Origin of the sequence: Paracoccus sp. (in: a-proteobacteria) (genome assembly GCF_046462195.1) — a bacterium.
GTDB lineage: Bacteria > Pseudomonadota > Alphaproteobacteria > Rhodobacterales > Rhodobacteraceae > Paracoccus.
Window position 1 is genome coordinate 1 of the sequence record NZ_JBKGUN010000076.1, and the last position, 23,895, is coordinate 23,895.

A 23,895-nucleotide genomic window follows, 5' to 3' on the forward strand; every position below is an offset into this window, starting at 1 on the left:
CGGCCGACCGTGTCAGATGGGAACATATTCAGCGTGTTTATGAGCAATGCGAGCGAAATGTCAGCGAAACCGCGCGGCGTTTGCATATGCATCGTCGAACGCTGCAGCGGATCCTTGCGAAAAGAGGTCCCCGTTGATCTATTGAGATTGAACAGGAATGGGATATAACCTGCCCATAATCTTTCTCGAAAGAAAAGCGGAATAATGAACATCGATATCGACACTATGTCTCTCAAGGAACTGCGCGATCTGCGGACCAAACTGGATCGCGCCATCAATACCTATGAGGACCGCAAGCGCCGCGAGGCGCTGGCCGCCTTGGAAAGCGCCGCGCGCGAGCATGGATTCAACCTCTCCGAACTGACCGGCGCCAAGACCCGTCGCGGCGGATCAGTGTCAGCGAAATTCGCGAACCCGGACGATCCATCCAAGACTTGGACCGGACGGGGGCGCAAGCCCCGTTGGGTGCAGGAGCAACTGGATCAAGGCAAGTCGATGGACGATTTGGCGATCTGACGCGTTTATCCAGTATGATAAAGGGGGCCTTGAGGGCCCCTTTATCATGTCTTTATACTGTTCCGTCGATTATATCCATCAGCGCCTTGAACTGGTAAATAAACGCCTGACGGGTTTCCGAAGGCGGGCGCAGGGTAATTGACAGGTCAGGCAACAGATGGTCGGCAGGGATTGGGAACAGCCGTTTAGCCTCGGTTTCCGTGAAGCCCGCGATGGTTGTCGCCTCCAGCCGGGCCGAGATACGGTCGGCGGCCTTGATCCGGCGCTTGACCGGAAGTGGCAGCACCGCCGGCAAGCCGAAGCGGAGATGAATGGCCGAGGTCAGCCGCTCGTCCATCGCCCTGTATTCCGGTCCAAGCGCTGCCTTGACGGGCGAGATCATGTCGCCGATCACATATTCAGGCGCGTCATGCAGCAAGGCCGCCAGCCGCCACCGGGGCTCGGTGTCCGGGTTCAGCCGCGCGTGGATCTGCTCCACCAACAGCGAATGTTCGGCGACTGAATAGGGCCAATCCCCTTGGGTCTGGCCGTTCCAGCGCGCCACGAAAGCCAGACCATGGGCAATGTCCCCGATCTCGATGTCGAGGGGCGTCGGGTCCAGCAGGTCCAGCCTGCGGCCCGACAGCATCCGCTGCCAGGCACGCGGCGGCGGGGACGCCACGAGGCGACCTTACGACAGCTTCTGGTCGGCGGGCGCCTGCTGGGCCGGAGCCTGCTGCGCACGCCGCGCCAGTTCCTGACGGTACAACGCCACGAAGTCGACCGGATCCATATTGAAGGCGGGAAAGCCGCCATCGCGCGTCATGTCGGAAATGATGCGCCGCACAAAGGGGAACAGCATCCGTGGGCATTCGATCATTAGGAAGGGGTGCAGCTGGTCCTGCGGCACGCCGTCGATCTGGAAAACTCCACCGTAATCCAGTTCGGCAAGAAACAGCGTGCTGCCATCGCCCTTGTTGGTCGACGTGACACGATACTTGGTGATCACCTCGTACTGGTTGTCACTGCCACGCTTGCGGGCGTCCAAGCTGACCTGCACGGTGATCTCGGGTTGAACCTCGCCAGTGGGGGCACCTTTCTGGGCAACGGCATTCTCGAATGACAGGTCGCGGATGAACTGCGCCAGGATCTGCATGCGCAGCTGCGGTTGCGGGGTCTGCGGGGCGGCGCCGTTGCCGTTCGCGATGGTCTCGTCAGACATGATCCTACCTCTGCTGTTCGGACTTGGGGCCGCTTGTAGCAGGCCGTCCGTCCGCCCTCAATGCCGCGTCCAGCCGGATCCACGGCCGGACCGCGGCGGGGCGGGCTCATCCAGTTCGGGCGGCAGATCGACAGGGGGTCGACCGGGTCCCTCGTTCTCCGATACGACAAAGTCGCCGTCGATGACGCCATCGTCATAAGGGGGGCGGTGCGGGTCGCGGCGCATCGTCGCAGCACCCATGCCCAGATGCGTCACGGTCATGCGTTTGCCGACCTGACGCATCACCGCGTCACGCACCTTCGGAATCAGCAGCAGAAGCCCCGCCGCGTCGGTAAAGAAGCCCGGCGTCAGCAGCAGCATCCCGGCCATCAGGATCATTGCGCCATGGGCCAGGGGCCGCGTGGGATCACGCATTTCTCTGAAGCTGCGCTGTACGGCAATCCAGGCCTGCGCCCCCTGGCTGCGCATCAGTGCCGTTCCCGCCACGGCCGTCAGCACCACGATGGCCAGCGTGGGCCACAGGCCGATCAGCCCCCCTACCTGGATGAACAGCGCGATCTCGATGATCGGAACGATCAGGAACAGCCAGAACAGCCGCATGTGTTTTCCCCTTCCTGCTGGTGCGAAACTGGACTTGCGCCAAGCCAGTCCCTACATAATGACTGAACAGCCTGAAACCAACGACACGATTTTGACCAGAGGTTGCCTGAATGTCCAACCCGCTTCTCCAGTTGCTTGTCCTTGCCGGGATTGCGATCTTCCTGATCCTGCGCCTGAGAAACGTGCTGGGAACGCGCGATGGCTTCGAACCGCCACAGGTCGATCAGCCGGCCCGTCCCTCCGCCCGCTTTGAGGTCATCGAAGGAACGGCCGATGAAATCGATCACGACATCGCGGACCATACTGAAGCCGGATCGCCCACTGCCGCTGCCTTGGCTGCCATGAAGCAGGCCGAGCCGTCTTTTGGCGTGCGCGATTTTCTGGGCGGGTCACGTCAGGCCTACGAGATGATCCTGATGGCCTTTGAACAGGGTGATCTGACGGAAGTGCGCAGCTTCCTGTCCGAGCCTGTGGCGGAGGCTTTCCAGTCCGTGATCGATCAGCGGACGGCCAATGGCTATACCGTCAGCGCCCAATACCTTGGAACCCGTGACACCGCCCTGGCAGGTGCGGAGTGCGATCCGGTGACCGGCACGGCGGAAATCTCCGTCCGCTTTGTCGGGGAACTGATCGCCGTGACCCGCGATGCCGCAGGCAACGTCGTGGAAGGGGATCCGAAGGCCTCTCGCAAGCAGAAGGATGTCTGGACCTTTGCCCGCCAGATGGGCCAGGACGATCCGAACTGGCAGCTCGTCGCGACGGGCTGATGCGCCGTCGAAAGGGCCTGACGCCAGAAGACCGCGATCTGTGGTCACGCGTTGCCCGCACAGCCTCTCCTCTGCACCCGTCGCAGAAGACGCTGACAACCGAAGCGACACATTCCACCAAGACGCCGCCCCCAAAGGCGGCGCCTTTGTCTGCGGCGCCCGTCCCCCTGCCACAATTTCGCGTGGGTCAGGCGGCAGGTGCCGTGCCTCCTGTCTTGGCTCGCCCGTCCAGCCCGGCCGAACGTCTGGCAAGCGCGGACCTTCGCATGGATGCCAAGACCCATCGCAAGATGAACCAAGGGAAGCTACGTCCCGAGGCGCGGCTGGACCTGCACGGCATGACGCTGACCGCCGCCCAGCCCGAGCTTTGGCATTTTATCCTGTCTTGTCATGCGGCGGGATTGCGGCTGGTGCTGGTCATCACCGGCAAGGGGCGGGGGGACCACGGCCCGCTGCCCACGCGCCCCGGCGCGCTGCGCCACCAAGTCCCGCACTGGCTGCACAGCCCGCCCCTGTCGGCAGTCGTGCAGCAGGTCACCGCCGCCCATTACCGGCACGGGGGCGAGGGGGCCTATTACGTCTATCTGCGGCGCTTCAAATGAAAACGCGCGCCCCGGGGACACGCGTTCTTTGAACTGTAGCGTCTCAGCGCCGGTAGTTGGCTTTCGGTCCTGCGAAATACCAGATGATCAGGCCCAGCAGCGGCAGGATGATGATCAGCAGGATCCACAGGATCTTGGTCTTGTTGGTCGCGTTCGTATTGATGATCGAGGCGATTGCCCACACATCCAGTACAAAGATGATGATGCTGAATAGCCAACCCATGTGATCCGTCCTTTTGCAGGTTCAGGCAGGCAACACCCGCTGCCAGCCCGCGGTTCCCTTACAGGACATAGCGCGACAGGTCGGTCGAGCGTGACAGGTCACCCAGATGTTGCTCGACAAAGGCGGCATCGACGGTGACGTTCTGGCCGTTCTGGTCGGGCGCGTTAAAGGACAGATCCTCGAAAACGCGCTCGATCACGGTATAAAGCCGCCGCGCGCCGATGTTCTCGACTGCCCCATTCACCTCGGCGGCAATGCGCGCCAGTGCCGCGATCCCGTCCTGGGCAAAGGACACCGTCACCCCTTCCGTGGCCATCAGCGCCGAATATTGCCGCGTCAACGCATTGTCGGTTTCCGTCAGGATGCGGACAAAGTCGTTCTCGGTCAGGGCGCGCAATTCGACCCGGATGGGCAGGCGGCCCTGAAGTTCGGGCAACAGGTCGCTGGGCTTAGCCACATGAAACGCCCCGGAGGCGATGAACAGGATGTGATCGGTCCTGACCGCGCCGTACTTGGTGCTGACGGTCGTTCCCTCGATCAGCGGCAACAGGTCGCGCTGCACGCCTTCACGGCTGACATCGGCACCACGCGCTTCCGTCCGGGCGCAGACCTTGTCGATCTCGTCGATGAAGACGATGCCATTCTCCTGAACCGCCTCCAGCGCCGCCGCCTTGACGGCGTCATCATCCAGCAGCTTGTCTGCCTCTTCCGCGATCAGCAGTTCATAGCTTTCGGAGACGGTGACCTTACGTCGCACCCGGCGCCCGCCAAAGGCCTTCATCAGCCCGGACAGGTCCATCATTCCGCCCAAGGGCTGCCCCGGCTGGCCAGGCATCTCCATCCCGCCCAAGGGGTTCGAGTTGTCCTGCACCTCCAGCTCGATCACAGTATCGTCCAGTTCGCCGCGCTTCAGCTTGTCGCGAAACATCTGTCGGGTGCCCTCCCGTGCGTTTTCACCGGCAAGGGCTTCGATCACGCGCTCTTCGGCGGCCTTGTGGGCGCGGGCCTTGACGTCCTCGCGCATGCGTTCGCGAGTGTCCGTCATGGCGGCGTCGGTCAGATCACGGATGATCTGTTCAACATCCCGGCCGACATAGCCGACCTCGGTGAACTTCGTGGCCTCGACCTTGATAAAGGGCGCATGCGCCAGCTTGGCCAACCGGCGGCTAATCTCGGTCTTGCCGACACCCGTCGGCCCAATCATCAGGATGTTCTTGGGATAAACCTCGTCGCGCAGGTCGTCGCCCAGCTGCTTGCGGCGCCAGCGGTTGCGCAAGGCCACGGCAACGGCACGCTTGGCATCGTTCTGCCCGATGATGAACCGGTCCAGTTCGGACACGATTTCGCGGGGTGTGAGGTCGGTCATCAGATCTCTCCAGTCTTGGGCCCGGCGCATTGCACCGCTCGCCCGTCTTTTGTGTGAAATATCCCGAGGGGCCGGGGATGGGACCCCGGCCCTGCCGCTCAGCCCAATGTTTCGACCGTCAGACGGCCGTTGGTGTAAACGCAGATGTCTGCGGCGATCGCCATCGCCTTGCGCGCGATCTGTTCGGCATCCAGATCGGTTTCCAACAGGCCCCGTGCTGCCGCCAGCGCGAAATTTCCGCCCGAGCCGATGGCCGCGACGTCATGCTCGGGCTCCAGCACGTCGCCTGCTCCGGTCACGATCAGCAGGTCGGTTCCGTCGGTCACGATCAGCATGGCTTCCAGGTTGCGCAGGTACTTGTCCATGCGCCAATCCTTGGCCAGTTCGACGCAGGCACGCTGCAACTGCCCGGGGGCGGCCTCGAGCTTCTTTTCCAGCCGTTCCAGCAGGGTGAAGGCGTCGGCGGTCGATCCGGCAAAACCCACGACCACATCGCGTCCGCCGGGCGTCAGGCGCCGCACCTTGCGCGCCGTGCCCTTCATCACCGTCTGGCCGACGCTGACCTGGCCATCGCCGGCCACGACCACCTTGCCGCCACGACGCACGGCCATGATCGTGGTGCCATGCCAGCCGGGAAATTTGTCCTCTGCCATCGGGGGCGCTCCGTTCCTTGTGTGTTGCGCCAGCAGATATGGGCGCCTTGCCCGCCTTGCAACCCGTTGAAAAGCCGCCCCACCCGCCCTAGCGTGCCAGAGATGAGCGATGATCTGCTGCTGAACGTCTATCTGCACCCTCCGATCCTGCAGACGGCACTGGCGGGCAAGTCCGGCTTTGTGAACCGCGTTTGCGCCGTGCTGGAGCCTCGCGGGTGGCGGATCCGGATCCAGCCCTCGGGGGAGGAGGCGCGGGCCTTGGCGCCGGATCGGCCGGGCCATGCGCTTTTCCACATGGAGCGTCCAACCCATGATCGCGCGCTGACCTTCCGCCGCGCTTATCATTATCCCTATTGGCGGCTTGAACAGGTGGCTGAACGCTGGCGTTGGCCCATCGCCCGCGCATCCTTTGACCCGGATCGCATCGAGGCTGATGCGGCGCGAAAATTTGCCCAACGCCTGCGCGACCGTGTCCTGCCGGGCCCCCCGCCCGTCCGGGGCGATCACGTGCTGATCCCGTTGCAAGGGCATCTGCGCAAGCGGCGCAGCTTTCAGGCCGCCAGCCCTGTCCAGATGATCCGCCAGGTTGCGGAAACCGGGCGACCCTGCATCGCGACGCTGCACCCCAAGGAAAGCTATGACGACAAGGACCGGGCTGCGCTGATGCGCCTGTCGGACCGCTTTTCGAACCTGACTATTGGGGGCGACACGATGGCACGTCTGCGAGACTGCGCCTTTGTGGTCACGCAAAACAGCGCGGTCGGCTTTGATGCGCTGATCCTGGGCAAGCCGGTCGTGCTGTTCGCACAAAGCGACTTTCATCATGTGACGTTGAATGTCGCGCAGGTCGGGGCAAGGGTGGCGCTGGAGGGGGCGGCTGTTCATGCGCCTCCGGGCGATCGTTTCCTCGACTGGTTCCTGCGCCGCACCAGCCTGGACATGATGGCCCCCGATGCCGACCAGCGCCTGCTGGCCGCCATGAAAAAAGGCGGCTGGCCCGTCTGAAGGACCACCGCCTTTTCGTCAATTGCCGGGGATCAGACGGATTCGTCGATCCAGCTTTTCAACGCCGCCTTGGGAGCCGCACCCATGCGGTTCGAGATGACTTCGCCACCCTTGAACATGAACAGCGCAGGGATGCCGCGCACGCCCAAGGCAGCCGCCTGTTCGGGGTTCTCGTCCACGTTGACCTTCACGATCTTGATCTTGCCGGCATATTCGTCAGACAGCTCTTCGAGCGCGGGGCCGATCTGCTTGCAGGGGCCGCACCATTCGGCCCAGAAATCGACGATCACGGGGGTGTCGGCCTGACGCACCTGGGCGTCGAATTCGGCGTCATTCACATGCACGGTTGCCATGGATGGGCTCCTTCTTGTCGCGGGGGCCGGCGGACCGGCAATCGGGGTTCATTGAACAGCTATGGGCGAGGGGCCCTCGGGTCAAGAGGGTGGAAGAAGCTCGTCCATGACGCGGTCCAGCAGGGAATCGGGCAAGGCCATGAGGCTGCGCGACGCCGTCCACAGGACCGCCGTCCGCACCGCCCGATCGGGCCAGATCCCGCGCAGGGCCGTGCGATAGGCTGCCATCTGGCGCAAAATGCCCAAGGGAACCTCCTCGGGCGCTGCGGGAACGTCCGCGTTGGTCTTGTAGTCCACGGCCATGACTTCATCAGCCGTCACGATCAGCCGGTCGATGATTCCGTTCAGCACGCCCAAGGGCGGCAGGGGCGCCGTCAACGCCACCTCGGACAGGATCTGCGCCTCCGGATCGGGCTGCATCACCTCGGACAGGGCGGGCGCGGTCAGGACGGCGGTTGTTTCCGACAGCAGGTCCGCCAACTCGGCCGCATCGGGCAGGCCGCCCTCGGCCCCGGCCAGCAGGGCGCGGGCGATGCGCGGCCAGTCGTCGGGTGCATGGGCGGGCAGATGTTCCAGCAGCAGATGCAGGCGCGTGCCGCGCAGCATCGCGGCCTCCCTGTCGCCCTCGGACGGAGAGCCGACGACCTTGGTCCCGCCCAGGCCGCTGGCGGTCAGGGGAACGGCAAAATCGGGCGCAGGCGGTGCCGGACGCAATGCCCAGTCGGGCGGCGTGATCAGGTCCGGTGCAGGAGCGTCAGGTGTCACGGCCTGCGCGGGCCATTCCCCGAAAAAAAGCCGCAAGCCTTGGCCTATATCCGGTACATCCAGCGTGCTCTGGTTCAGGCCGCTGCGCCCGGCCCCATCTGCGATCATCGAGTGCCAGCTGTCCAGCGTGTCGCCCGTATCGCCTGCAGCCGCCACGATCAGCCAGCTTTCAGCCCGCGTCATCGCGACGTACAGCAGGCGCCGCCGCTCCTCGTCCTGGCGCCGCTCCCATTCGCCATGGGCCAGTGCCACCGCATCGCAGCGATCGGCGCTGGCGCCCTTCCAGACGGGCATTCCCTCGACCCTTACCACGCGTTGCCCGTTCGAAGGACGCCGCTTCTGTGTTTCAGGCAGGATCACCACCGGGCTTTCCAGCCCCTTGGAGCCATGCACCGTCATCACCCGGATCAGCCCTCCGGAACCGCTTGGCAGCTGGCGCTTGACCTGAACCTCATCCCCTTGCAACCAGACCAGGAACCCTGTCAGCGACGGCGTCTCGACCTGTTCATAGGCCAGGGATTGCGACAGCAGTTCGTCAATCCCGTCCTCGGCCTCGGGCCCAAGGCGGGCCAGCAGGGCGGCACGCCCGCCGTGACGGGTCAGCAGGCGCGCGATCAGGTCGTGCGGCCGCAGAAAATCGGCATGCTGCGCAAGATCGTAAAAGATGTCCCACACTGCGCGGTGATGCGAATGGCGCAGCCTTGACCACAGGAATTCGCCCTCGCGGGCGGCAGCCAGACGATAAAGATCGTCCTCGGACAGACTGAACAAGGGCGAACGCAGAGCGGCGGCCAGACAAAGGTCGTCCTCGGGCGTGGCCAGCACCGAGAGAGTCGCCGTGATGTCGCGCACGGCCAGTTCGGCCGCCAGCTTCAGGCGATCGGCGCCCGCGACGGGAAGGCCCGCGGATTTCAGCTCGGCGATCAGGGTTTGGAACAGGTCGCTGCGGCGTTGCACCAGGATCTGGATGTCGCCTGCCCCGATGGGGCGCGTCTGGCCGGACTTGGCGTCCCGGATAGGGTTGCCCAGCATGGCGCGGATCTGGTGCGCGATGGCACGGGACAGCACGGTATCGGCATCATTCTCGGCGGGCGCATCGACGGGCTGCGTCCAGTCCGGACGTTCGGGAGCCTCGGGCTTGGGCAGGGGCGGCCAGATGTCCACGCGCCCGGGCAGGGCGCCCCGGAAGGCGACATGGCGCGGAGGATCGCCCAAGCCTTCGGCCGCGCGATCCTGAAAGACCGCATCCACCATTCGCAGGATCGCGGGCGAGGACCGGAAGCTGTGCGCCAGCCCGCGCCGCTGCATCGGTTGCTGCACCGCCTGAAAATCCTGGTCGAAACGGTCGCGCATTTCTTCGAAGACGGCAATGTCGGCGCCCTGAAAGGAATAGATCGACTGTTTCGGATCACCGACCACGAACAAGGTGCGTGACCGGTCATGCGAACCCGCACCACTGGTGAATTCATCCGTCAGGCGGCGGATCACGCGCCATTGCTCCGGGCTCGTGTCCTGCGCCTCGTCCACCAGAATGTGGTCGATCCCGCCGTCCAGCCGCCATAGCACCCATTGCGCCATGCTGGATTCTTCGAGCAACCGGGCAGTGCGTCGGATCAGGTCGTCGAAATCCAGCCAGCCGTGGAGCGCCTTGGCCTGCGCCATCCGCTGCGTGAAGGCATGGCCAAAGCGATGCAATGCCAGCGTCCGTTCCGCAGCCGCCAGTGCCAAAGCCTGCGGACGGGCCAGTTCGACCCGCTCCATCAAGGCCTCCAGCTCGGCCATGAAGGACGCGCAAGGGCCCGTGGCCAGATCCTTGGTCGGGATCTTGCCCAGCTTGGCCCCGAAGGGCGTCTTGGCCGTGGCGCCGTAAAGCAGGCAGCCGCACAGGCGCCACAGATCCGCCATGGCAGGCGCCCTCCAGCGGCCCTGCGCCAGCACCTCGGCCAGCTTGGCGTCCGTGGCCTTGCCCGCGCGCAAAAGCGGGATCAGCGCATCGCACAGATCACCCTCGGTTCCCATGAAGACCTGCGCCAGCAGGGTTTCCGTGTGAAGGCCTGCGGGCAGGTCCAGCGCCGTCCAGATAACGGACGGGTCGGGCGGCGTTGCGAAATCGGCCTCGGACAGGCTGGCCAGGAAGCTGTCCAGATTGTCACCCGAATGCAGGCGCGTCAGGTCGCGGATGACCGGATCGCCCGCTTCGGCCATGTCTTCCAGAATATCCGCACGCAGGGCCTGGGCGCTGCGGTCATCCAGTTCCGCAAAGCCCATGGGCACACCCGCTTCCAGTGGAAAGCGCCGCAACAGGGCTGCGCAGAAGCTGTGGATGGTCTGAACCTTCAGCCCGCCCGGCGTTTCGATCGCCCGGGCAAACAGGCGGCGGGCATTGGCCAGATCGGGCTGGCCCACTTCGCCCAGTTGCGCCAGTTCCGCGCGCAGCGGATCCTCGGGCAGCATGGCCCATTGCCCCAGCCGTTGCAGCAAGCGGTTCTGCATCTCGGTCGCGGCGGCCTTGGTATAGGTCAGGCACAGGATACGCTCGGGCGGGGTGCCCGCCAGCAGCAGTCGCGCCACGCGGTCGGTCAGCACGCGCGTCTTGCCCGAACCCGCGTTGGCCGTCAGCCATGTCGATCGCGCGGGATCGGCTGCGGCGATCTGGTTCAGCGTGGCTTCATCCATGATCGCCCACCTTGTCCGGGGCGGCCCGATCGGTCAGCGCCCATTCCCCATAGCGTGCCAGATGGTCATAATCGCCCGCATAGGACGTGCGTTCCGGCGCGCGCATCGAGGTAAAGCCCGTGCCGCCTCTCAGATAGGCCGCGACCAGCTGGACAAAGCCGTCCCAAGTCTGCCCCTCGATCATGTCGTCATGCTCGCGGTCCACGGTCCGCCCTTCGCCACCCAGCTGGATATAGCGGATCGCGGCAACGTCCACCGGCCCCAACGCATCGAAACCGCCCCGCCGGGCCATTGCGGCCTCCAGCATCAGCTGCTTGTCGAAATGACGGATCTGGGCATCCGTGGGGGGCGTGCCGGACTTGTAGTCGTAAACCGTCACGCGCCCGTCCTGCAAAAGATCGATTCGGTCGGGCTTGGCTGTCAGAGTGAAGTCCATGCCGGGCAGGGACACGCGGCCGCGGTTCTCGATGACCATGGGCGCACCCTCGGCCAGACGGGCCAGTTCGTCCGCGACGATCCGATCGGCAATCGCCTCGATGCGTGCGGCCCAGAAGGCGCGGGCGGTGGGCCAGGGAACCTCGCGGGCCAGAACCTGCGCCGTTAGCGACAGGAATGTGGCACGCAGCACCTCGGGCGGCGTGTCGGGTGCCGGGCGGGATCTGACCAGGGCCTCGACAATGGCATGCAGCGTCTGCCCGCGCAGGGTCGCATCCGGCTGTGGCCGCAGCGAAGGCAGCGGGCGCAGGCCCAGCACCCGCTTGGCATAAACCGCATAAGGGTCGCGGATCAGCAGCGACACATCCGTGACCGGCAGTTCGGCAAAGGGCGGCCCGGGCGGAACGGGCGAAGGACGACGTGCGGGCGCGACGGGCGCCGGTGGACGCGCAACGGCTTCGGCCAAGGCCAGCCAGTGGGCGCCGCGTGCGCGCACCTCGGCCAGCGCCTGCGGGCCGTTCCGGTCGGGCAGGCCGCTCATCAGGTTCATCAGGCGGTTCAGCCAGCGCGACGGGATCGTCTCGGCCTCGGCATCGCGGCGGGCGCGTGTCAGGATGACCCGGTCGGCCGCTACTCCCTGCTGAAAGTCATGGGCGGCCAGTCCGATCTGCCGTTCCGGCAGCGGCAGGCCGGCGGCCATCCGCATCTGCCGCGACAGCCAGGGATCGGGGGTCAGCGGCTGGGGCCAGCCGCCTTCGTTGAGGCCCGACAGGATCAGGGTCCCATGCCCATAAAGGCGGGCTTCCCGCGGGCCGCGAATCCGCAGGCTGTGATAGCTGGCGACATCCTCGCGCACGGCCTTTTGCTGCAATTCGCCGATCAGCAGCGAACACAGGTCGGCTGGACCGATGTCGGGTCCGTGATGGGCGTGTTCGGCCAGATGGTCCAGCACTGCCCGCGCCATCTGCCCGGCCTTGTCCTGCCACAATTCCGATCTTTCAGGGTCCCCTCCGGGTCCTGCGGCCAAGGCCTCGGCCAGTGCGACCAGATCGGCCAGCCGGTCCGGCAGGGGCCGGGGCGCCCGATCCTGAGCCAGGGGCGTGATGCGCGCCAGCATGCCCGACAGCCATTCCGCCCAGATCTTGCGGGTTTCATCGCCCTTGGTTGCCCAGTCGGCCAGCGTCGCGGCATCAGGAAAGGCCGGGCCATGCCTGCGCAGCCGCAGCTCCAGGTCGCGGGTCTGGCGCAGGATGTCGTTGCGACCCACCCGTTCCGACCCTGTGGCCGTCAGCGGATGTTTCAGCAGGATCATCAGCCGGTCGATGGTCAGTGCCTGGCCGAACAGTGCGCCGACCTGACGCAGGAACAGGCCCGGGGCGGTCAGCGGCAGGGGTCGGCCGGCACTGTCGTCGGGGCGAATGTGCCAGCGGTCCAGCGCCGCCGTGACGCGCCGGATCAATCCGCTGTCGGCGGCGATCAGCGTGATCGAATCTTGCCGTTCGGCGGCGTCGCGCATGACCATGGCAATGGCCTCGGCCTCGGCCCCCGGCTGGTCGGCCTCTATCAGGGTCAGTCCCTCGGTGGCGGGCACCAGATCGGGCAATGATGGACCTTCGGCGATCCACTGGTCCGTGACTGGTGCTGGGCGCAGCGCCAGCGATATCAGGCGGTTGCGCGCCTCGGACGGGGAGCGGGCGTCGGACCAGCGCCGGGGATAACCTGCAGCCCGGATCAGCGGGGCAAAGCGCGATTGCGGATGATCGTCGGCCGTGTCGCCAAGACTGTCCCAGACCGTGTCCGGCTGATCGAAGTCAAAGCCGGGCAGAACGACCGCGCCATTGGGCAGTGCGGCCACTGCCTCCATGTAAAGCCGCGTCGCGCCATGCGAACCGGTCGAACCCACGACAATGATCGGATCGGAGGGCAGGTTCAGGCCCTGCGCCCAGTCGGCGATCGCTGCCTCGGCGGCGGCGCGCTGGCGGGCAGGGCGGTCCTGGGTCGCATCCGACAGATGGAAATCGGCAGCGATGCGCAGAAAGGCCAGCGCATTCTGCCAGTGCCGGGCATGGTCGCCGGTGTCGATGCCCTCGAGCGCGGCCAGATCGCGGCCTTCGGTCTGCATCTCGGCCATCAGCTGAGACAGCGACCGCGCCAAGGCCGGGGTCGAATGTCCGCCCCCCAGTTCGGGGCGCAGCCGCAGCAACCGCGCGATCAGGCGACCCAGCTGCAGTTCCCGGGCCAAGGGTGCCACCGGCGGATCGGGCATGAGGAGAGGCCCCGGATCGATGGCCGTGATCGAGCCCAGGCGCGGCAGCAGCAAGGGTCCTGCCTGATCAAAGGCGGTGCGCAGGGCGGTCATCGTGGTGGCGGCATTGGTCAGCACGGTCACGCGGGCCAAGGCCTCAGGCGGGCGATCGGCCATGCGGGCCAGCAGGCCCTGCACGAAGGCATCGGCAAAATCGACCCCGGGGGGCAGGGCGTAAAGGCCATGCATCTCAGGCATCCAGCATCGCCTCGGCCAACGGAATGGCAGCCGGATAGCCGACATCGCACCAGCCGCCGGAATGGACCATGCCAAAGGCGCGGCCATCTGCGATCAGCAGATCCCACAGGCGATTGAGGGAAAACACCCGGTCGGGAATGTCGGCCAAACGGTCCGTGCGGATGATCTGCGCCCCGGCATAAACGAAATCGCCCTGCCGGGTCAGCAATCCGTCTCCATCCAGATGGAAATCCCCGGCACCTTGACGCGCCGTCGCCCGGTCCAGCGGCACAAGCGCCAGCAGCGCGTCCATGCGCCTGCCGTCCCAAGCCGCCTGCAGAGCGCCTAGCACGTTCGGCCCGCTCCAGACCACGTCAGGGTTCAGCGTCATCACCGGGCTGTTCCCCAGCAAGGGCAGCGCCTGCCGCAATCCGCCCCCGGTGTCGAGGATCTGCCCGGCTTCGCGGCTGATCGCAACGTCCTGTCGATCCAGATGACGCTCGATCTGGGTGCCCAGATAATGCGTGTTGACGACGATTGGGCCGGCCTGTGCCTGACGCCCCAGATCCAGCGCGCGGTCCAGCAGGGTGCGGCCCGCAACCTCGATCAGGGGCTTGGGGCGCTGGTCGGTCAGGGGCCGCATCCGGGTGCCCAGGCCCGCGGCAAAGATCATCAGGGGCGGGCGCATCGGGAGCGGATCCTTTCAAGCGTGTCGGCCTCAGGGGAAGAAATATCCAATAGAACCTGCGCCAGTGGGGCCAATGCCGGATGGGCAAGGTCGCGCTGCAAATGACCCCAAACGCGCGGCATGAAGTCCAGATAGCGCGGCTTGCCATCACGGATGCACAAGCGGGTGAAGATGCCCATGATCCGCAGGTTCCGTTGTGCCCCCAACAGGGCATAGGCGGCCCTGTAACGCCCTGCATCCAGCCCTGTTACCGTCAGATAACGGTGGATCGCGGCCTCTTCCAGCGCGGGGTCCACGTCCCGGCGGGCGTCCTGCAGCGCCGAAACCAGGTCATAGGCCGGATGTGCGGTCACCGCATCCTGATAATCGACAAGACCCAAGGGGGCCGCGCCGCGCCAGATCAGGTTCTCGGCATGGAAGTCGCGCAAGGCGGTGACAAGCGGCGTATCCTTAGCCCATTCGCGGTGCAGAGCCGCGATGAGCGGGCCAATGTCCGGCGCGTCCTGCCCCAGCGCCTGCGGATAAAGGGCGAACAACCCGACCTGATCGGCCAGCGCCGCCCCGTCCAGCGCCGGCACGAAATCCGGAATTGGGTGACGGTGCAGATCGGCCAGCAAGTCGACGATGCGGTCATAGGCCACGGGGGCCATGGTCGGGTCGTCTTCCAGCACGCGGGCCAGCAGATCGTCGCCCAGATCCTCCACCAGCGCCAGCCCCTGTGCCTCGTCCTGCGCCAGCAGCGCGGGCGCACCAAAGCCCCGGTCTCCCAGCCATCGCGTCATCGCGAGAAAGGCCCCCATGCTGCCGCCGGGATCGTCCATCAGGACCGCATGGCCCTGCGGCCCTTTCAGCCGGAAATAGCGTCGGGCCGAGGCGTCCCCCGCCAAGGGCAGGACCCGCACATCCCCCCAGCCGGCCTGCGCAACAAAGGCCGCGCGCGCTGCCACTCGATCCGCGCCGGGAAAACCCAGCACGATCTGGCGCAACTCCGGGTCCGGGCAAGGGGTCAGGGTGACGACCAGCGCGCCTTCGGGCTGGGCCTCCAGCCGGTCTGGCCATTCGATCAGGCAGATGGCATCGGTCATCGCCTCCTCCAGCCCCAGTTCATGCAATTCGGACGAATCGGTAAGGCGGTAAAGGTCCGCATGCCAAATCTCGGTTCCCATGGGATCGTCATAGGTCTGGACGAGGGTAAAGGTCGGGCTGGGCACGTCCTCGGCCGCATCACCCTGTCTGGCGCGGATGAAGGCGCGGGCAAAATGCGTCTTTCCCGCGCCCACCGGCCCTTCCAGCAGCACAGTGCGGCCGGGCCGCAGATCAGCGGCCAGCATCCGGGCCAAGGCAGCGGTCAGGGTCTCGTCGGCGATCAGGCGCGTGCTCATGACGCTGTTCTAGCGGCTTCGCGAGGCGGGGGGAACCGGTTGCGAAAGCGTGTGATGCAGGACGTTGCGGCCTGCGCTAAGTCTGATGGACGACCATCCGGAGGAACCATGCTGCGCACCGCCTTCGCCCTGACCCTTGCCTTGGCCGGACCGGCCGCCGCCACGCAGGAATACATCCTGCCCACGTTGTTCGACGTGGTCCGGGTGGCCCCCGATGACGTGCTGAACATCCGCGCCGAGCCCGATGCGGCTGCGCCGATCATCGGCACCCTTGCTCCCGACGCCCGCCGGATCGAGGTGGTTGAAGAGCGGCGGGGCTGGGCGCGGGTCAACACGGAGGGCCAGTCGGGCTGGGTGTCGGGGCGTTACCTCGATTATCGGGTCGATGTTTGGGAGGAAGGGGCACTGCCCGCCGGCTTTCATTGCTTCGGGACCGAGCCCTTCTGGTCCGCAGTTGCAAGGGACGGCAACCTGATGTTGAGTGAGCCGGACCGGCCCAAGGATGCCCGCCCGGTTCAGGCGGTGTTGGGCACCGGCATATTCCGCGATCCGACCCGCGCTGTCGTTGCCCGGGAAGCCACCCTGACCGCCGTCCCCCAGATCTGTTCGGATGGCATGTCCGACCGGCTGTTCGGGCTGCGGGCGCATCTGGTGCTGCAGGGCCAGACGCCCCGGATGCTGTCCGGGTGCTGTTCCATCCGGCCCTGAAGCGTCAGAGACCCAGAACGTCGTGCATGTCGTATTGGCCGGGCCCCTTGTCCTGACCCCAGATGGCGGCCCGGATCGCCCCTCGTGCAAAGATGGCACGGTCCGTGGCCATATGACGCAGGACAATCCGCTCGCCCTCGGCGGCAAAGATCACGTCATGTTCGCCCACCACATCGCCGCCACGGATCGCGGCAAAGCCGATGCTGCCGGGAGTCCGGGCGCCGGTGATCCCCTCGCGCGCCGGCACGCGCAGGTCCTCAAGCGATGCGCCCCGCCCTTGGGCTGCAGCCTCGCCCAGCATCAGCGCGGTGCCCGAAGGGGCATCGACCTTGTGGCGGTGATGGGCCTCGACCACCTCGATGTCCCAATCGGTGCCAAGGGCGGCGGCGACCTTGCGGGTCAGGCCGACCAGCAGGTTCACGCCCAAGGACATGTTGCCCGCCCGGATGATGGGTGCATGGCGGGCAGCGGCCTTCAACGCGTCTAGATGCGCAGGCTCGAGACCGGTGGTGCCGATGACATGGACCGCGCGCGCCTGAGCCGTCAGTTCGGCAAAGACGACGGTGGCGGCGGGGGTGGTAAAGTCGATCACCGCTTGGGCCTGCGCAATGGCCGTGACCGCGTCATCGGTGACCGTCACGCCGGCCGGTGCGCCGCCCATGGCGGTGCCCACGTCGCGGCCGAGCCAATCATGGCCGGACCGTTCCAGCGCGCCCACCAGCCGCACCTGGGGATGGTCAAGGATCAGGCGGATCAGCATCTGCCCCATGCGCCCCGAAGCGCCGGTCACCACGATTCCCGGACATTGCGGCTGATCGGTGTTCTGCAAATCGCTCATCTTCCACCCCTGTTGGCTGCCGCCTTGTCATATCCCGTTGCGGCGGGCCCCGCGACCCCCTACATCGGGCACCATGGCACAGAACCGTTTCACCCAAGGCAGAGGCCCGTCGCAGCGACAGCTGCGGGTGGGCGAACTGATCCGCCGCACCCTCTCTGACGTGCTTGCGCGCGGAGACGTGCATGACCCAGACCTGAACCGGCATTCCATCACGGTGGGCGAGGTCCGCACCTCGAACGACCTGAAGGTGGCAACAGCCTTTGTGCTGCCGCTGGGCGGGCGGGAGGCCGACGAGGCGCTGGCTGCCCTGCGCCGCAACGCGCCCGAATTGCGGCACCTGATCTCCAAGGGGCTGACGCTTAAATACGCGCCCCAGCTGAAGTTCCAGCTGGATGAAACCTTTGACATGATGGACGACACGCGCCGCCTGTTCGCGGACGAGCGCGTCCGCCGCGATGTCGAGGCTGCCGACGACGGGGACGAGACCGACGATGACCGCTGACCTGCCGCGCCGCCTGGCGGTGGCGTTCGGGATGTTGGTCGCGCTGGCGCTTCCCTCGGGCGCGGCCACCTGCGCGCGTGTGGACCATGACGGGCAGGGCTATGTCCTGTGCGAGGTTTCTGCGGCACAGGAACCCGCGTTACGGTTGTGGCAGGACGGGCCGGACGGCACCCCGTTGCGCAACTTCAACAACGTGAGACGAACGCTGGAGCCGGGCGAGGCGTTGGCCTTTGCCATGAACGCGGGCATGTTCCATTCCGATTATCGCGCCGTGGGCCTGCTGGTGGTGGACGGGGTCGAAATGTCGCCCATCGTGACAGGTGGCAGCCAGGACAATTTTGGCATGCTGCCCAACGGCGTCTTCTGCACAGGCGGGGATCAGCCCTTTCAGGTGATCGAAAGCCGCAACTTTGCCGCGAATCGGCCCGATTGCCGTCTGGCGACCCAGTCGGGGCCGATGCTGGTCATCGACGGGGAACTGCATCCGCGCTTTCTGATGGATTCGACCAGCCGCTATATCCGCAACGGCGTGGGCGTTTCCCCGGACGGGCAGACAGCGTGGTTTGCCATTTCGAACCGCCCGGTGACCTTTTACGAATTCGGCCGCTTCTTCCGGGACGCGCTGGGGGTTCGCGAGGCGCTGTATTTCGACGGGTCAATCTCGCGGCTTTATGCACCTCAGGTGAACCGCGCCGATTTCGGACGCAGCATGGGGCCGATCATCGGATTGGTGGGCACGGCCGAATAAGGCGCGGTTGACCCTTTGCAGGCGCGGGACTATGCCCCGTTTCTTGAGTTTCAGGAGGCACGCATGGCGCGCAAGAAAGGCCGGGACATCAGCGGCTGGCTGATCGTGGACAAGCCCGCAGGGGTCAACTCGACCGCGGTCGTGGCCAAGGTGCGATGGGCGCTGGACGCCAAGAAGGCCGGCCATGCGGGAACGCTGGACCCGGACGCCACGGGCGTGCTGGCGGTGGCGCTGGGCGAGGCGACAAAGACCGTTCCCATCGTGACCGATGCGCTGAAATGCTATGACTTCACCGTCAACTGGGGTGCCGAAACCACGACCGACGATGCCTCGGGAGAGGTGGTGCGGCAGGCCGAGGCCCGACCGGCCGAGGCGGATATCGAGGCGGCGCTGTCCGCCTTTCGAGGCGAGATCATGCAGGTTCCGCCAGCCTTTTCGGCCGTAAAGGTCGAGGGTGAGCGCGCTTATGACCTAGCTCGTGAAGGGGTCGAGATGGAGCTGGCCGCTCGCCCGTTATGGGTCGAGAGCCTGAAGCTGCTGGAAGCCGGTGCCGATCACGCACGGCTGGAAATGGTTTGCGGCAAGGGCGGGTATGTGCGCTCCATCGCCCGCGATCTGGGCCGCGCCCTGAACTGTTTGGGCCATGTCGCCCATCTGCGCCGCACCTGGTCGGGACCCTTCGATGTCGAGGATGGGGTTGCTTTCGAACGCATCGACCGCGAGGCGCAGGACTGGCTGGACAGCCAGATCCTGCCGCTGGAAACCGGGCTGACCGACCTGCCGATGCTGCGTGCGACGCCCGAAGGGGCGACCCGCATCCGCAATGGCAATCCCGGAGAGGTGACCAGTGGCGCGGAATGGGGCGAATTGGTCTGGGTCTCGGACATGCAGGGGCCGGTCTGCATCGGCCGCTACCAAGGCGGCATGGTTCAGCCCGAGCGGGTCTTCAACCTGTAGGGTGCCAATCAGGTGCGGGGACGGCGGGCGCCATGGAACGGCCCTTGGCCGGCTGCGTCGATCCGGGACATGGCATCGCGGATCGGCTCATGAATGACCGTCATGGTCCACGCTGTGGCATGGATCATCCGATCCTCGGAAACGGCCATGGCGACATGACCCGGCCAGAACAGCAGGTCTCCGCGCCGGATCGCGTCCGTTACTGGAAAACGGTCTTTCTGCAGGTCGCTGTCGCCGGGGCAGGAGATCCCGCAGGCTGTCAGCGCCGCCTGGACCAGTCCTGAACAGTCAATGCCCGCCCGGCTGTTCCCGCCCCACAGATAGGGGGTGCCCAGCAGGCTTTCGGCCACCACGACGGGATCCTTGGCAGGGCTGCCCCCGATATGCTGCAAAGGCACATAGCCCCCAGTGACGAGGCGTGCAAAACCCTGCTCCACTTCATCGACCGACAGGTGCGCGCCGAGTGACAGCGCCATCACCTCGATCTGCTTGAAGTCGGGTGCAGGATAGACATGGGTCGCCGGTGCCGTGACGCGATGGGTCAGTGCCGGCAGATCGAATGTCAGCGCGGCCGCAGAAAGCCAGCCGCAGTAACCGTCCAGTGCAGCCTGCACGAAGGCCATCCCGTCCCGTTCTTCGACAACCGTGAGATCGGCTCCGAAATTGACCTGTCGGTCGCGGCGGCCAGCGGGTGCCGCCAGCAGATCGGCCAGAGGAACAACAAGGCGGGCAGGTCGGCCCTTTGTCCAGGAGGGCCGTTCCAGCTTGCCGCGCAGGGTTTCCAAGGCCACGCGATCGGTGGCGGGGGTGAGGCGGCGGTCCATGATCACGCCAGGATCTGCGGCAGCGCCGCCAGGATGGCACGCGCGCCCTGACCCACGCCGCCCTTGGGACGTCCCGGCGCCGTGCTCGGCTGCCAGCCATAGATGTCCAGATGCGCGTAACGGCCCGCCCCTTCGGCAAAGCGGCGCAGGAATAGTGCGGCAGTGATCGATCCGGCCATCCCGCCCGAGGGCGCGTTGTCCAGATCGGCAATGGAGGGCTCGATCATCGGCTCGTACGCATCCCAGAACGGCATCCGCCAGACCGGATCGCCCACCTGCATCCCTGCCTGCTGCAAGGCGGTCGCGGTGGCGTCATCATCGCAGTACAGCGGCGGCAGATCCGGCCCCAGCGCCACCCGCGCCGCGCCAGTCAACGTCGCCAGGGAAATCATCAGGTCGGGGGCTTCCTCGGCTGCATAGGCCATCGCATCGGCCAGAACCAGACGTCCCTCGGCATCGGTGTTGTTCACCTCGACCGTCGGACCCTTGCGGCTGCACAGCACGTCGCCCGGGCGAAAGGCATTGCCCGCCACGCTGTTTTCCACCGCCGGGATCAGCACGCGCAGGCGCATCCGTCCGGCGACCCCGGTCGCTGCCAGCATCTTCAGAAGGCCAAGAACGGTGGCTGCACCGCCCATGTCCTTTTTCATCAATCCCATCGACGCGCCGGGCTTGAGGTTCAGCCCGCCCGTGTCAAAGCAAACGCCCTTGCCGACCAGCGTCAGCAGGGGCCCCTGGGTGCCAAGACGGATGTCGATCAGGCGCGGATCGGCCGCGGCGGCACGGCCCACGGCATGGATCAGGGGAAAGTTCCGCTTCAACAGTTCGTCGCCAACGATCACTTCGACCCGGGCCCTGATGTCATCGGCCAAGGCCCGGGCGGCGGCCTCCAGCTTGTCGGGGCCCATGTCGCTGGCTGGCGTATTGATCAGGTCGCGGGTCAGGAATTCTCCGCCCGCGACGGCCAGCAGTTGGCCGGCATCGACACCCTCAGGGCAGACGAGGCGCGGCCCCTGAGTGGGCCCGCCCTTGTAGCGGGTGAAGCGGTATTGGCCCAACAGCCAGCCCAAAGCCAGTTGTTCGGGATCAAGCCCCTCCGGCAGCGTCGCCAGTCGCCAATCGCCTTTCGGCAGCGCATGGGCTCTGGCCAGGGAAAAGCGTTCCCGTGCCATCTGATGTCTTTCGCCAAGGCCCATGATCGCGCCTTGGAGGGCGCCTGATCCGTCAGGCAGCAGGCAGATCTGGCCGAGTTTTCCCGAAAAGCCGGTCGCTTCCGGCCAAGTGCCGGCTTGGGGCGGCAGATCCTCGCCGGACCACACGAGCCACAGCGGCAGGGCAGTGTCAGAAGCAGGAGCGAATTCGGGCGTCATGGGGTCTTCCTTGGCAGATCGGGGTTCAGCCTACAGGCTGCGGCCGCACCTGCAAGCCCGGCAGGTCCCTTACGCCAAGGCGGTGCGATCCCAGATCGCGGTCAATGACAGGTTGCCGACCCGGGAAAGGCGCGACCGGATGGCCGCCAGTGCTGCATGATCGCCGCGTTCAATGATGCTGCCCAGGTCCATCGCCACCCCTGCGAGGGACAGCAGGCCGATCTGCCAAGCCAGCTGTGACAAACGCTCGGCCTGTGCAACCGCACTGGCATGGTTGCCGCCCTCCAGCGCTGCCTCGATCTGCGTCAGGGTCGAAGCCAGTTGTTCGAGGGCAAGGCCGATGACGTGCTGAGCTGCGGTTTCACCGAGTTCGCCGACGATCTCCGCCACGCGTCGGCTGTCGACGCGTACCGCCTCCGAAAAGGCCAAAGCCGAAATCTGTGCCATGCGCATCTCCGAAGGGTGCTGTCCCCGCATGGGCAGACCATCGCCGCAAGCGGTGAAGAAAGCCTTGATCCGGCGCGCAGAAACCTCTCGAATTTGTTTCAAACCCGGCTTATCAACCCGGAATGAAAACGAGGTTCCAGATGCATGACCTGTCTCCGTTGCCGCAATACCTGATCAAGCGCTTTCACGGCTGGAAGGCGACCGCCTATAACGAGAACCGTGCATGGTTCCGCAGGCTGGCCACAGAAGGGCAACGGCCCCGTGCCATGGTCATCTCGTGTTGCGACAGCCGGGTTCACGTGACCAGCATCTTTGGCGCCGATTCGGGCGAATTCTTCATTCATCGCAACATCGCCAATCTTGTGCCGGCCTATGCCCCCGACGGGTTGCAGCACGGCACCTCGGCTGCCGTCGAATATGCGGTGACGGCGCTGAAGGTCACGCATCTGATCGTGGTGGGTCATACCCGCTGTGGAGGTGTCGCGGGATGCCACGCGATGTGTTCGGGTGCCGCCCCCGAACTGGAGGAAAAGACCAGTTTCGTGGGACGCTGGATGGACATCCTGCGCCCGGGATATGATCGCGTGAAGGATCTGCCGGCCGAGGATCAGGTCGATGCGCTGGAGCGCGAGGCGGTGCTTGTTTCTGTCGAGAACCTGCTGACCTTTCCTTTCGTGCGCGCCGCCGTCGAGGCGGGCGAGCTGTCATTGCACGGGCTGCTGCATGACATCAGCGAAGGAACGCTGCTGCAGGCCGAGGATGGTGGCCGGCAATGGGTGTCGGTCTGACGCCTCAGGCGTCCGCGCGCCAGCGAATGACGCGCCACAGGTAGAAGCCCACGATCGCCACCACGATGGCGGTCGAAACCGGGTCCAGCCAGTCGGCCACGGCGTGATAACCACCCTGAAGCAGGTAACCCGCCAGAGCCAGAGCGCCTGACCAGATGAGGCTGCCGATGGCCGTGAAGAGCAGGAACAGCCCGGTGGACATGCGTGCCAAACCCGCCGGGACCGAGATCAGGGTCCGGATCGTGGGCAGGAAGCGGCCGAAGAAGACCGCCGCGGCGCCATGGCGCTCGAACCAGCCTTGGGCCCGCGTCAGTTCGGAAGGGGTCAGCGTCAGCCAGCGGCCGTGGCGTGCGACCAGCGTGTGAAGGCGTTCGGGGCCATAGGCACGGCCAAGCGCGTACCAGAACCATGCACCCAGCGTCGAGCCGATACCCCCGGCCAGAATGGCCAGCCAAAGGGGCGTTCCCCCTTGGGCGGCATTGAACCCCGCCAGCGGCATGATCAGTTCGGACGGGATGGGCGGAAAGACGTTTTCAAGCAGCATCAGGGCGGCGATGGCCCAAGCCCCGCCGCCCTCCAGAAGACTGGTGATCCAGCTGAACAATCCTGTCAGCCTTTTTTCAGGACGCGGTTGCCCAGCAGTTCCGCGATCTGCACTGCATTCAGCGCCGCACCCTTGCGCAGGTTGTCGCTGACGCACCACAGGTTCAAGCCGTTCTCCACCGTGCCGTCCTGGCGGATGCGGCTGATGAAGGTGGCGAAATCACCGACGCATTCGACGGGCGTGGTATAGCCCCCAGGCTCGCGCTTGTCGACGACCAGGATACCGGGGGCTTCGCGCAGGATGTCGCGGGCCTCGTCCTCGTCCAGGAAATCCTCGAACTCGATGTTGATCGATTCCGAATGGCCGACAAAGACCGGGACACGCACGCAGGTCGCGGTGACCTTGATCGACGGGTCGATGATCTTCTTGGTTTCGACCACCATCTTCCATTCTTC

Annotated in this window: 27 protein-coding genes; 10 read left to right on the top strand and 17 right to left on the bottom strand. The window is 65.7% G+C overall.

The window, feature by feature from the left end; genetic code table 11:
• Window positions 1–137, top strand: a 137-nt coding sequence (locus tag ACLHHB_RS04850; RefSeq protein ID WP_410217181.1) for a helix-turn-helix domain-containing protein, incomplete at its 5' end; no start/stop codon positions are given.
• 67 nt (window positions 138–204) lie between these two features.
• The gene (locus ACLHHB_RS04855) at window positions 205–516 is read left to right on the top strand and encodes an H-NS family nucleoid-associated regulatory protein (RefSeq protein WP_410217157.1); all 312 of its coding nucleotides are present in this window, start codon (window positions 205–207) and stop codon (window positions 514–516) included.
• Window positions 517–568: 52 nt separating this feature from the next.
• Here ACLHHB_RS04855 and ACLHHB_RS04860 read toward each other — a convergent pair whose 3' ends face one another.
• Genes ACLHHB_RS04860 through ACLHHB_RS04870 form a run of 3 tightly spaced genes read right to left on the bottom strand, consistent with a single transcriptional unit; the run spans window position 569 to window position 2,317 of the window.
• A complete protein-coding gene (locus ACLHHB_RS04860) occupies window positions 569–1,144 on the bottom strand; it encodes an HD domain-containing protein (protein WP_410217182.1) in 576 nt (191 codons plus the stop codon).
• Window positions 1,145–1,186: 42 nt separating this feature from the next.
• Window positions 1,187–1,717, bottom strand: a complete 531-nt coding sequence (gene secB, locus ACLHHB_RS04865) for a protein-export chaperone SecB (RefSeq protein WP_410217158.1) — start codon at window positions 1,715–1,717, stop codon at window positions 1,187–1,189.
• A gap of 57 nt (window positions 1,718–1,774) precedes the next feature.
• Window positions 1,775–2,317, bottom strand: a complete 543-nt coding sequence (locus ACLHHB_RS04870; protein WP_410217159.1) for an FxsA family protein — start codon at window positions 2,315–2,317, stop codon at window positions 1,775–1,777.
• Between the two features lie 110 nt (window positions 2,318–2,427).
• On the opposite strand from ACLHHB_RS04870, the gene ACLHHB_RS04875 reads away from it, so the two are divergent.
• Both ACLHHB_RS04875 and ACLHHB_RS04880 read left to right on the top strand, forming a co-directional pair.
• Window positions 2,428–3,084: a Tim44/TimA family putative adaptor protein gene (locus tag ACLHHB_RS04875; protein WP_410217160.1), complete on the top strand. Its 657-nt coding sequence runs from the start codon at window positions 2,428–2,430 to the stop codon at window positions 3,082–3,084.
• A complete protein-coding gene (locus ACLHHB_RS04880; protein ID WP_410217161.1) occupies window positions 3,084–3,686 on the top strand; it encodes a Smr/MutS family protein in 603 nt (200 codons plus the stop codon). Before ACLHHB_RS04875 ends, ACLHHB_RS04880 begins: the two co-directional genes overlap by 1 nt.
• Before the next feature lie 43 nt (window positions 3,687–3,729).
• Here the strand turns inward: ACLHHB_RS04880 and ACLHHB_RS04885 are convergent, their stop codons facing one another.
• From ACLHHB_RS04885 to hslV, 3 genes are all read right to left on the bottom strand, one after another.
• Window positions 3,730–3,909, bottom strand: a complete 180-nt coding sequence (locus ACLHHB_RS04885; RefSeq protein WP_410217162.1) for a PLDc N-terminal domain-containing protein — start codon at window positions 3,907–3,909, stop codon at window positions 3,730–3,732.
• 58 nt (window positions 3,910–3,967) lie between these two features.
• Window positions 3,968–5,275, bottom strand: a complete 1,308-nt coding sequence (gene hslU, locus ACLHHB_RS04890; RefSeq protein ID WP_410217163.1) for an ATP-dependent protease ATPase subunit HslU — start codon at window positions 5,273–5,275, stop codon at window positions 3,968–3,970.
• A 98-nt stretch (window positions 5,276–5,373) separates the two neighbouring features.
• Window positions 5,374–5,928, bottom strand: coding sequence for an ATP-dependent protease subunit HslV (hslV, locus tag ACLHHB_RS04895; protein ID WP_410217164.1), 555 nt, complete (start codon window positions 5,926–5,928; stop codon window positions 5,374–5,376).
• Window positions 5,929–6,030: 102 nt separating this feature from the next.
• Here hslV and ACLHHB_RS04900 point away from each other — a divergent pair, with 102 nt between their 5' ends.
• On the top strand, window positions 6,031–6,933 hold the full coding sequence (locus ACLHHB_RS04900) for a hypothetical protein (RefSeq protein WP_410217165.1): 903 nt from the start codon (window positions 6,031–6,033) through the stop codon (window positions 6,931–6,933).
• Window positions 6,934–6,965: 32 nt separating this feature from the next.
• Here the strand turns inward: ACLHHB_RS04900 and trxA are convergent, their stop codons facing one another.
• Genes trxA through tsaE form a run of 5 tightly spaced genes read right to left on the bottom strand, consistent with a single transcriptional unit; the run spans window position 6,966 to window position 15,714 of the window.
• Window positions 6,966–7,328 (bottom strand): thioredoxin, encoded by a 363-nt coding sequence (gene trxA, locus ACLHHB_RS04905; RefSeq protein ID WP_410217183.1) that lies wholly within the window; start codon window positions 7,326–7,328, stop codon window positions 6,966–6,968.
• A 39-nt stretch (window positions 7,329–7,367) separates the two neighbouring features.
• Window positions 7,368–10,727, bottom strand: coding sequence for a double-strand break repair helicase AddA (gene addA, locus ACLHHB_RS04910; protein WP_410217166.1), 3,360 nt, complete (start codon window positions 10,725–10,727; stop codon window positions 7,368–7,370).
• Window positions 10,720–13,665 (bottom strand): double-strand break repair protein AddB, encoded by a 2,946-nt coding sequence (gene addB, locus ACLHHB_RS04915; RefSeq protein ID WP_410217167.1) that lies wholly within the window; start codon window positions 13,663–13,665, stop codon window positions 10,720–10,722. The genes addA and addB overlap by 8 nt, the downstream gene beginning before the upstream one ends.
• A complete protein-coding gene (locus ACLHHB_RS04920) occupies window positions 13,658–14,332 on the bottom strand; it encodes a nucleotidyltransferase family protein (protein WP_410217168.1) in 675 nt (224 codons plus the stop codon). Before ACLHHB_RS04920 ends, addB begins: the two co-directional genes overlap by 8 nt.
• A complete protein-coding gene (tsaE, locus tag ACLHHB_RS04925) occupies window positions 14,317–15,714 on the bottom strand; it encodes a tRNA (adenosine(37)-N6)-threonylcarbamoyltransferase complex ATPase subunit type 1 TsaE (protein WP_410217169.1) in 1,398 nt (465 codons plus the stop codon). Before tsaE ends, ACLHHB_RS04920 begins: the two co-directional genes overlap by 16 nt.
• A 108-nt stretch (window positions 15,715–15,822) precedes the next feature.
• Here tsaE and ACLHHB_RS04930 point away from each other — a divergent pair, with 108 nt between their 5' ends.
• Window positions 15,823–16,422: a COG3650 family protein gene (locus ACLHHB_RS04930; RefSeq protein WP_410217170.1), complete on the top strand. Its 600-nt coding sequence runs from the start codon at window positions 15,823–15,825 to the stop codon at window positions 16,420–16,422.
• A 4-nt stretch (window positions 16,423–16,426) separates the two neighbouring features.
• Here the strand turns inward: ACLHHB_RS04930 and dapB are convergent, their stop codons facing one another.
• Window positions 16,427–17,260 (bottom strand): 4-hydroxy-tetrahydrodipicolinate reductase, encoded by an 834-nt coding sequence (gene dapB, locus ACLHHB_RS04935; RefSeq protein WP_410217171.1) that lies wholly within the window; start codon window positions 17,258–17,260, stop codon window positions 16,427–16,429.
• A gap of 73 nt (window positions 17,261–17,333) precedes the next feature.
• On the opposite strand from dapB, the gene rbfA reads away from it, so the two are divergent.
• The 3 genes from rbfA to truB all read left to right on the top strand — a co-directional run bounded on the left by rbfA (window position 17,334) and on the right by truB (window position 19,467).
• Window positions 17,334–17,762: a 30S ribosome-binding factor RbfA gene (rbfA, locus tag ACLHHB_RS04940; RefSeq protein ID WP_410217172.1), complete on the top strand. Its 429-nt coding sequence runs from the start codon at window positions 17,334–17,336 to the stop codon at window positions 17,760–17,762.
• The gene (locus ACLHHB_RS04945) at window positions 17,752–18,510 is read left to right on the top strand and encodes a phosphodiester glycosidase family protein (protein WP_410217173.1); all 759 of its coding nucleotides are present in this window, start codon (window positions 17,752–17,754) and stop codon (window positions 18,508–18,510) included. Before rbfA ends, ACLHHB_RS04945 begins: the two co-directional genes overlap by 11 nt.
• Before the next feature lie 63 nt (window positions 18,511–18,573).
• Complete coding sequence (gene truB / locus ACLHHB_RS04950; RefSeq protein ID WP_410217174.1) at window positions 18,574–19,467, top strand: tRNA pseudouridine(55) synthase TruB; 894 nt, start codon at window positions 18,574–18,576, stop codon at window positions 19,465–19,467.
• A gap of 8 nt (window positions 19,468–19,475) precedes the next feature.
• On the opposite strand, the gene ACLHHB_RS04955 is transcribed toward truB, so the two are convergent.
• The 3 genes from ACLHHB_RS04955 to ACLHHB_RS04965 form a co-directional block, all read right to left on the bottom strand.
• Window positions 19,476–20,291 carry a C40 family peptidase gene (locus tag ACLHHB_RS04955; RefSeq protein WP_410217175.1) on the bottom strand — a complete coding sequence of 272 codons (816 nt, stop codon included), beginning with the start codon at window positions 20,289–20,291 and terminating at the stop codon, window positions 19,476–19,478.
• Window positions 20,292–20,293: 2 nt separating this feature from the next.
• Window positions 20,294–21,661, bottom strand: coding sequence for a leucyl aminopeptidase family protein (locus ACLHHB_RS04960; protein ID WP_410217176.1), 1,368 nt, complete (start codon window positions 21,659–21,661; stop codon window positions 20,294–20,296).
• A gap of 69 nt (window positions 21,662–21,730) precedes the next feature.
• Window positions 21,731–22,108 (bottom strand): hypothetical protein, encoded by a 378-nt coding sequence (locus tag ACLHHB_RS04965; protein ID WP_410217177.1) that lies wholly within the window; start codon window positions 22,106–22,108, stop codon window positions 21,731–21,733.
• A 140-nt stretch (window positions 22,109–22,248) separates the two neighbouring features.
• On the opposite strand from ACLHHB_RS04965, the gene ACLHHB_RS04970 reads away from it, so the two are divergent.
• Window positions 22,249–22,896: a carbonic anhydrase gene (locus tag ACLHHB_RS04970; RefSeq protein WP_410217178.1), complete on the top strand. Its 648-nt coding sequence runs from the start codon at window positions 22,249–22,251 to the stop codon at window positions 22,894–22,896.
• 4 nt (window positions 22,897–22,900) lie between these two features.
• On the opposite strand, the gene ACLHHB_RS04975 is transcribed toward ACLHHB_RS04970, so the two are convergent.
• Complete coding sequence (locus ACLHHB_RS04975; RefSeq protein ID WP_410217179.1) at window positions 22,901–23,500, bottom strand: DedA family protein; 600 nt, start codon at window positions 23,498–23,500, stop codon at window positions 22,901–22,903.
• 5 nt (window positions 23,501–23,505) lie between these two features.
• Window positions 23,506–23,895 (bottom strand): Asd/ArgC dimerization domain-containing protein (locus ACLHHB_RS04980; RefSeq protein ID WP_410217180.1); only part of this gene is annotated, 390 nt, incomplete at its 5' end.

Coding starts and splice junctions, on each gene's coding strand:
- tsaE (WP_410217169.1), bottom strand. CDS start 15,714: ATGAGCACGCGCCTGATCGCCGACGAGACCCTGACCGCTGCCTTGGCC.
- addB (WP_410217167.1), bottom strand. CDS start 13,665: ATGCCTGAGATGCATGGCCTTTACGCCCTGCCCCCCGGGGTCGATTTT.
- truB (WP_410217174.1), top strand. CDS start 18,574: ATGGCGCGCAAGAAAGGCCGGGACATCAGCGGCTGGCTGATCGTGGAC.
- ACLHHB_RS04965 (WP_410217177.1), bottom strand. CDS start 22,108: ATGGCACAGATTTCGGCTTTGGCCTTTTCGGAGGCGGTACGCGTCGAC.
- ACLHHB_RS04960 (WP_410217176.1), bottom strand. CDS start 21,661: ATGACGCCCGAATTCGCTCCTGCTTCTGACACTGCCCTGCCGCTGTGG.
- ACLHHB_RS04920 (WP_410217168.1), bottom strand. CDS start 14,332: ATGCGCCCGCCCCTGATGATCTTTGCCGCGGGCCTGGGCACCCGGATG.
- rbfA (WP_410217172.1), top strand. CDS start 17,334: ATGGCACAGAACCGTTTCACCCAAGGCAGAGGCCCGTCGCAGCGACAG.
- hslU (WP_410217163.1), bottom strand. CDS start 5,275: ATGACCGACCTCACACCCCGCGAAATCGTGTCCGAACTGGACCGGTTC.
- ACLHHB_RS04930 (WP_410217170.1), top strand. CDS start 15,823: ATGCTGCGCACCGCCTTCGCCCTGACCCTTGCCTTGGCCGGACCGGCC.
- ACLHHB_RS04945 (WP_410217173.1), top strand. CDS start 17,752: ATGACCGCTGACCTGCCGCGCCGCCTGGCGGTGGCGTTCGGGATGTTG.
- ACLHHB_RS04875 (WP_410217160.1), top strand. CDS start 2,428: ATGTCCAACCCGCTTCTCCAGTTGCTTGTCCTTGCCGGGATTGCGATC.
- ACLHHB_RS04955 (WP_410217175.1), bottom strand. CDS start 20,291: ATGGACCGCCGCCTCACCCCCGCCACCGATCGCGTGGCCTTGGAAACC.
- ACLHHB_RS04870 (WP_410217159.1), bottom strand. CDS start 2,317: ATGCGGCTGTTCTGGCTGTTCCTGATCGTTCCGATCATCGAGATCGCG.
- ACLHHB_RS04880 (WP_410217161.1), top strand. CDS start 3,084: ATGCGCCGTCGAAAGGGCCTGACGCCAGAAGACCGCGATCTGTGGTCA.
- ACLHHB_RS04860 (WP_410217182.1), bottom strand. CDS start 1,144: ATGCTGTCGGGCCGCAGGCTGGACCTGCTGGACCCGACGCCCCTCGAC.
- hslV (WP_410217164.1), bottom strand. CDS start 5,928: ATGGCAGAGGACAAATTTCCCGGCTGGCATGGCACCACGATCATGGCC.
- ACLHHB_RS04885 (WP_410217162.1), bottom strand. CDS start 3,909: ATGGGTTGGCTATTCAGCATCATCATCTTTGTACTGGATGTGTGGGCA.
- ACLHHB_RS04900 (WP_410217165.1), top strand. CDS start 6,031: ATGAGCGATGATCTGCTGCTGAACGTCTATCTGCACCCTCCGATCCTG.
- ACLHHB_RS04970 (WP_410217178.1), top strand. CDS start 22,249: ATGCATGACCTGTCTCCGTTGCCGCAATACCTGATCAAGCGCTTTCAC.
- secB (WP_410217158.1), bottom strand. CDS start 1,717: ATGTCTGACGAGACCATCGCGAACGGCAACGGCGCCGCCCCGCAGACC.
- addA (WP_410217166.1), bottom strand. CDS start 10,727: ATGGATGAAGCCACGCTGAACCAGATCGCCGCAGCCGATCCCGCGCGA.
- ACLHHB_RS04855 (WP_410217157.1), top strand. CDS start 205: ATGAACATCGATATCGACACTATGTCTCTCAAGGAACTGCGCGATCTG.
- dapB (WP_410217171.1), bottom strand. CDS start 17,260: ATGAGCGATTTGCAGAACACCGATCAGCCGCAATGTCCGGGAATCGTG.